This is a genomic window from Psychrobacter sp. S1-30-MNA-CIBAN-0213, from assembly GCF_040309845.1.
Classification (GTDB): Bacteria; Pseudomonadota; Gammaproteobacteria; order Pseudomonadales; family Moraxellaceae; genus Psychrobacter.
The window spans coordinates 1-5,703 of sequence record NZ_JBEOPE010000024.1 but is presented as its reverse complement, the minus strand read 5'-3'; the positions used below and the strand labels follow the sequence as shown (position 1 = coordinate 5,703).

2 tRNA genes and 3 rRNA genes are annotated in these 5,703 nt (G+C 48.1%); all 5 read left to right on the top strand.

The annotated features are described in order from the left end of the window. Positions 1 to 366 precede the first annotated feature (366 nt). The 5 genes from AAEY87_RS13755 (at position 367) to rrf (ending at position 5,681) form a co-directional block, all read left to right on the top strand. Positions 367 to 1,905: ribosomal RNA gene (locus AAEY87_RS13755) — 16S ribosomal RNA — on the top strand. A 93-nt stretch (positions 1,906 to 1,998) separates the two neighbouring features. Then, positions 1,999 to 2,075 (top strand) — tRNA-Ile (locus AAEY87_RS13750). Positions 2,076 to 2,083: 8 nt separating this feature from the next. Continuing rightward, positions 2,084 to 2,159 (top strand) — tRNA-Ala (locus AAEY87_RS13745). A 365-nt stretch (positions 2,160 to 2,524) separates the two neighbouring features. Then, positions 2,525 to 5,385, top strand: a 23S ribosomal RNA gene (locus AAEY87_RS13740). A 181-nt stretch (positions 5,386 to 5,566) separates the two neighbouring features. After that, positions 5,567 to 5,681: ribosomal RNA gene (rrf, locus tag AAEY87_RS13735) — 5S ribosomal RNA — on the top strand. Together the 16S, 23S and 5S rRNA genes with 2 tRNA genes alongside form the textbook arrangement of a ribosomal RNA operon. Positions 5,682 to 5,703 lie beyond the last annotated feature (22 nt).

The following is a 5,703-nucleotide window of genomic DNA, read 5'->3' as shown; positions in this document are numbered from 1 at the left end:
AAATAAAAGCTTGACAAATCAAATCATTATGATATGATAGTCGGCTCGCTAGATAGGTTAAGCCATAACGGTTTAAGGTTGTTTAGCAAATAGAAGTACCCTATATATCAACTACTGGACGACAGTAGATTGACACTATTTAAAAGCATAACTAAAGAACAACTTGTGTGGATTTTTGCTGATTCAGAATGCTAAAAAATAAAGTTGACTATCTTTTCTTTTCGGGAAGATTATTAACTATAAAAATTATCATTTAAGACAGCAGAAAAACTCAAAGTTAATTCATTACGAACATAATTTTTAGCGATTTGCCAGATTAAATGAGCCAAGTTTAGAAGTCTCTTTAAAGGACTTCATAGCAAGATTAAACTGAAGAGTTTGATCATGGCTCAGATTGAACGCTGGCGGCAGGCTTAACACATGCAAGTCGAGCGGTAACATTTCTAGCTTGCTAGAAGATGACGAGCGGCGGACGGGTGAGTAATACTTAGGAATCTACCTAGTAGTGGGGGATAGCTCGGGGAAACTCGAATTAATACCGCATACGACCTACGGGAGAAAGGGGGCAGTTTACTGCTCTCGCTATTAGATGAGCCTAAGTCGGATTAGCTAGATGGTGGGGTAAAGGCCTACCATGGCGACGATCTGTAGCTGGTCTGAGAGGATGATCAGCCACACCGGAACTGAGACACGGTCCGGACTCCTACGGGAGGCAGCAGTGGGGAATATTGGACAATGGGGGCAACCCTGATCCAGCCATGCCGCGTGTGTGAAGAAGGCCTTTTGGTTGTAAAGCACTTTAAGCAGTGAAGAAGACTCCGTGGTTAATACCCACGGACGATGACATTAGCTGCAGAATAAGCACCGGCTAACTCTGTGCCAGCAGCCGCGGTAATACAGAGGGTGCAAGCGTTAATCGGAATTACTGGGCGTAAAGCGAGCGTAGGTGGCTTGATAAGTCAGATGTGAAATCCCCGGGCTTAACCTGGGAACTGCATCTGATACTGTTAGGCTAGAGTAGGTGAGAGGAAGGTAGAATTCCAGGTGTAGCGGTGAAATGCGTAGAGATCTGGAGGAATACCGATGGCGAAGGCAGCCTTCTGGCATCATACTGACACTGAGGCTCGAAAGCGTGGGTAGCAAACAGGATTAGATACCCTGGTAGTCCACGCCGTAAACGATGTCTACTAGTCGTTGGGTCCCTTGAGGACTTAGTGACGCAGCTAACGCAATAAGTAGACCGCCTGGGGAGTACGGCCGCAAGGTTAAAACTCAAATGAATTGACGGGGGCCCGCACAAGCGGTGGAGCATGTGGTTTAATTCGATGCAACGCGAAGAACCTTACCTGGTCTTGACATATCTAGAATCCTGCAGAGATGCGGGAGTGCCTTCGGGAATTAGAATACAGGTGCTGCATGGCTGTCGTCAGCTCGTGTCGTGAGATGTTGGGTTAAGTCCCGCAACGAGCGCAACCCTTTTCCTTAGTTACCAGCGGGTTATGCCGGGAACTCTAAGGATACTGCCAGTGACAAACTGGAGGAAGGCGGGGACGACGTCAAGTCATCATGGCCCTTACGACCAGGGCTACACACGTGCTACAATGGTAGGTACAGAGGGCAGCTACACAGCGATGTGATGCGAATCTCAAAAAGCCTATCGTAGTCCAGATTGGAGTCTGCAACTCGACTCCATGAAGTAGGAATCGCTAGTAATCGCGGATCAGAATGCCGCGGTGAATACGTTCCCGGGCCTTGTACACACCGCCCGTCACACCATGGGAGTTGATTGCACCAGAAGTGGATAGCTTAACCTTCGGGGAGGCGTTCACCACGGTGTGGTTGATGACTGGGGTGAAGTCGTAACAAGGTAGCCGTAGGGGAACCTGCGGCTGGATCACCTCCTTATAGATGGCATTCGGTCAGCAAGAATTCACAACAAGTTGTTCTTTAGTTTAAGCTAGTTTATTAAAGCCTAGGCGTGATATATATGCGCTCTATAGGCCTGTAGCTCAGCTGGTTAGAGCACCGTGTTGATAACGCGGGGGTCGGCAGTTCAAGTCTGCCCAGGCCTACCATTATTTCAGGGGCCATAGCTCAGTTGGTAGAGCGCCTGCCTTGCACGCAGGAGGTCAACGGTTCGACTCCGTTTGGCTCCACCATATAATAAACTATTCTTTAGTATGCAAATAAATAAGTAGATGTATAAATAGAAACAAGTGATTCAGCCAATAGGCATTGATTACTTCTTTCTGTTTTATACAGAATCTGTGACTCGACGAGAGCACAGAGACTATTTAAAAACATAGATATGAGTCTGGGTTAGGAACACGTGTTCACGCGTTGTTTCTAACCTTAATAATCGACCTCTTAACGACATCAGTTGTTATCCCAGGGGTTGATTATTAAAAAAGTAAAGAGAACTGAATCAAGCGTATAAACATAGGTGATATCGTTATCATAATTAGATTGTAGAACACTTAGGAATCTAACTCTATTTATAGAGAAAGACTACTTGGGGTTGTATGGTCAAGTAATGAAGCGCACATGGTGGATGCCTTGGCAGTCAGAGGCGATGAAAGACGTGACAGCCTGCGATAAGCTTCGGGGAGGCGGCAATATCCTGTGATCCGGAGATTTCTGAATGGGGAAACCCACCTACCATAAGGTAGGTATCTTGTACTTGTACAAGAAGCGAACGAGGGGAAGTGAAACATCTCAGTACCCTTAGGAATAGACATCAAATGAGATTCCCCAAGTAGCGGCGAGCGAACGGGGAGAAGCCGATTAATGCTAATGTAGAAGAACAGCGTGGGAAAGCTGACCGTAGTAGGTGATAGTCCTGTATTCGAAACATTAGCGTTAACATATTAAGTAGAGCGGGACACGAGAAATCCTGTTTGAAGATGGGGGGACCATCCTCCAAGGCTAAATACTCCTGACTGACCGATAGTGAACCAGTACCGTGAGGGAAAGGCGAAAAGAACCCCTGTGAGGGGAGTGAAATAGAACCTGAAACCGTGTGCGTACAAGCAGTGGGAGCCTTAATTTATTAGGGTGACCGCGTACCTTTTGTATAATGGGTCAGCGACTTATGTTCTGTAGCAAGGTTAACCGTTTAGGGGAGCCGTAGGGAAACCGAGTCTTAATAGGGCGTTTAGTTGCAGGGCATAGACCCGAAACCGAGTGATCTATCCATGAGCAGGTTGAAAGTGCCGTAACAGGCACCGGAGGACCGAACCCACTGTCGTTGAAAAGCCAGGGGATGACTTGTGGATAGGGGTGAAAGGCTAATCAAACTCGGTGATAGCTGGTTCTCCCCGAAAGCTATTTAGGTAGCGCCTCGGACGAACACCATTGGGGGTAGAGCACTGTTTCGGCTAGGGGGTCATACCGACTTACCAAACCGATGCAAACTCCGAATACCGATGAGTGATATCCGGGAGACACACAGTGGGTGCTAACGTCCATTGTGGAGAGGGAAACAACCCAGACCGCCAGCTAAGGCCCCAAATTCCTAGTTAAGTGGGAAACGAGGTGGGAAGGCATAGACAGCTAGGAGGTTGGCTTAGAAGCAGCCATCCTTTAAAGAAAGCGTAATAGCTCACTAGTCGAGTCGGCCCGCGCGGAAGATGTAACGGGGCTCAAACTAGGAGCCGAAGCTGCGGATTTGAATTTGTTTTCAAGTGGTAGGGGAGCGTTGTGTAAGCCTGTGAAGGTGTATCGTAAGGTATGCTGGAGGTATCACAAGAGCGAATGCTGACGTGAGTAACGATAATGCGAGTGAAAAGCTCGCACGCCGGAAGATCAAGGGTTCCAGTCCAACGTTAATCGGGGCTGGGTGAGTCGACCCCTAAGGCGAGGCCGAAAGGCGTAGTCGATGGGAAATCGGTTAATATTCCGATACTTGTTTATAATGCGATGGAGGGACGGAGAAGGTTATGTCAGCCTGGCGTTGGTTGTCCAGGTGAAAGGATGTAGGTTTATAGCTTAGGTAAATCCGGGCTATTTTATACCGAGATCTGATAGCAAGCTGTACTTGTACAGCGAAGTGGCAAATACCATGCTTCCAGGAAAAGCTTCTAAGCAATAGTTATAAACGAATCGTACCCTAAACCGACACAGGTGATCAGGTAGAGAATACCAAGGCGCTTGAGAGAACTCTGCTGAAGGAACTAGGCAAAATGGTACCGTAACTTCGGGAGAAGGTACGCTGTTGATGGTGATAGGACTTGCTCCTTGAGCTGTTGGCAGTCGCAGATACCAGGCTGCTGCAACTGTTTATTAAAAACACAGCACTCTGCAAACACGAAAGTGGACGTATAGGGTGTGATGCCTGCCCGGTGCTGGAAGGTTAATTGATGGGGTTAGCGTAAGCGAAGCTCTTGATCGAAGCCCCAGTAAACGGCGGCCGTAACTATAACGGTCCTAAGGTAGCGAAATTCCTTGTCGGGTAAGTTCCGACCTGCACGAATGGCATAATGATGGCAGCGCTGTCTCCAGCAGAGACTCAGTGAAATCGAAATCGCAGTGAAGATGCTGTGTACCCGCGGCTAGACGGAAAGACCCCGTGAACCTTTACTACAGCTTTACATTGAACTTTGACCTGACTTGTGCAGGATAGGTGGGAGGCTTTGAAGCCGAGACGCTAGTCTCGGTGGAGCCAATCTTGAAATACCACCCTGGTCATGTTGGGGTTCTAACTCAGGTATAACAATACCGAGGACAATGTATGGTGGGTAGTTTGACTGGGGCGGTCTCCTCCTAAAGAGTAACGGAGGAGTACGAAGGTGCGCTCAGACCGGTCGGAAATCGGTCGTAGAGTATAAAGGCAAAAGCGCGCTTAACTGCGAGACCCACAAGTCGAGCAGGTACGAAAGTAGGTCTTAGTGATCCGGTGGTTCTGTATGGAAGGGCCATCGCTCAACGGATAAAAGGTACTCTGGGGATAACAGGCTGATACCGCCCAAGAGTTCATATCGACGGCGGTGTTTGGCACCTCGATGTCGGCTCATCTCATCCTAGGGCTGAAGCAGGTCCTAAGGGTATGGCTGTTCGCCATTTAAAGAGGTACGCGAGCTGGGTTTAGAACGTCGTGAGACAGTTCGGTCCCTATCTACCGTGGGCGTTGGAAATTTGAGAGGATCTGCTCCTAGTACGAGAGGACCAGAGTGGACGAACCTCTGGTGTTCGGGTTGTCACGCCAGTGGCATTGCCCGGTAGCTACGTTCGGATGGGATAACCGCTGAAAGCATCTAAGCGGGAAGCCCACCTCAAGATTAGATTTCCCTAAAGAGCCGTTCAAGACTAGGACGTTGATAGGCAGGGTGTGGAAGCACAGCGATGTGTGTAGCTAACCTGTACTAATTGCTCGTTTGGCTTGACCATACAACACCCAAGTGGTTTGTATACAAGTCTAATTAATCTATCTTGTATAAGCTGTAGTGGCTTATAAAGTAAGAATATTTCGATATCACCTTAAACCTTGATTCAGTTAGGTTTATGTTGACAGGCCTCAAGTAATATTGAAGTCATAAGAACAACAACAGACTCATATCTAACCCCCTTTGCTGACGACAATAGCACGATGGCCCCACCTGATCCCTTCCCGAACTCAGAAGTGAAACATCGTCGCGCCAATGGTAGTGTGGGTCCGCCCATGTGAGAGTAGGTCATCGTCAGCTCTCTATACCCTGAAAACCCCCC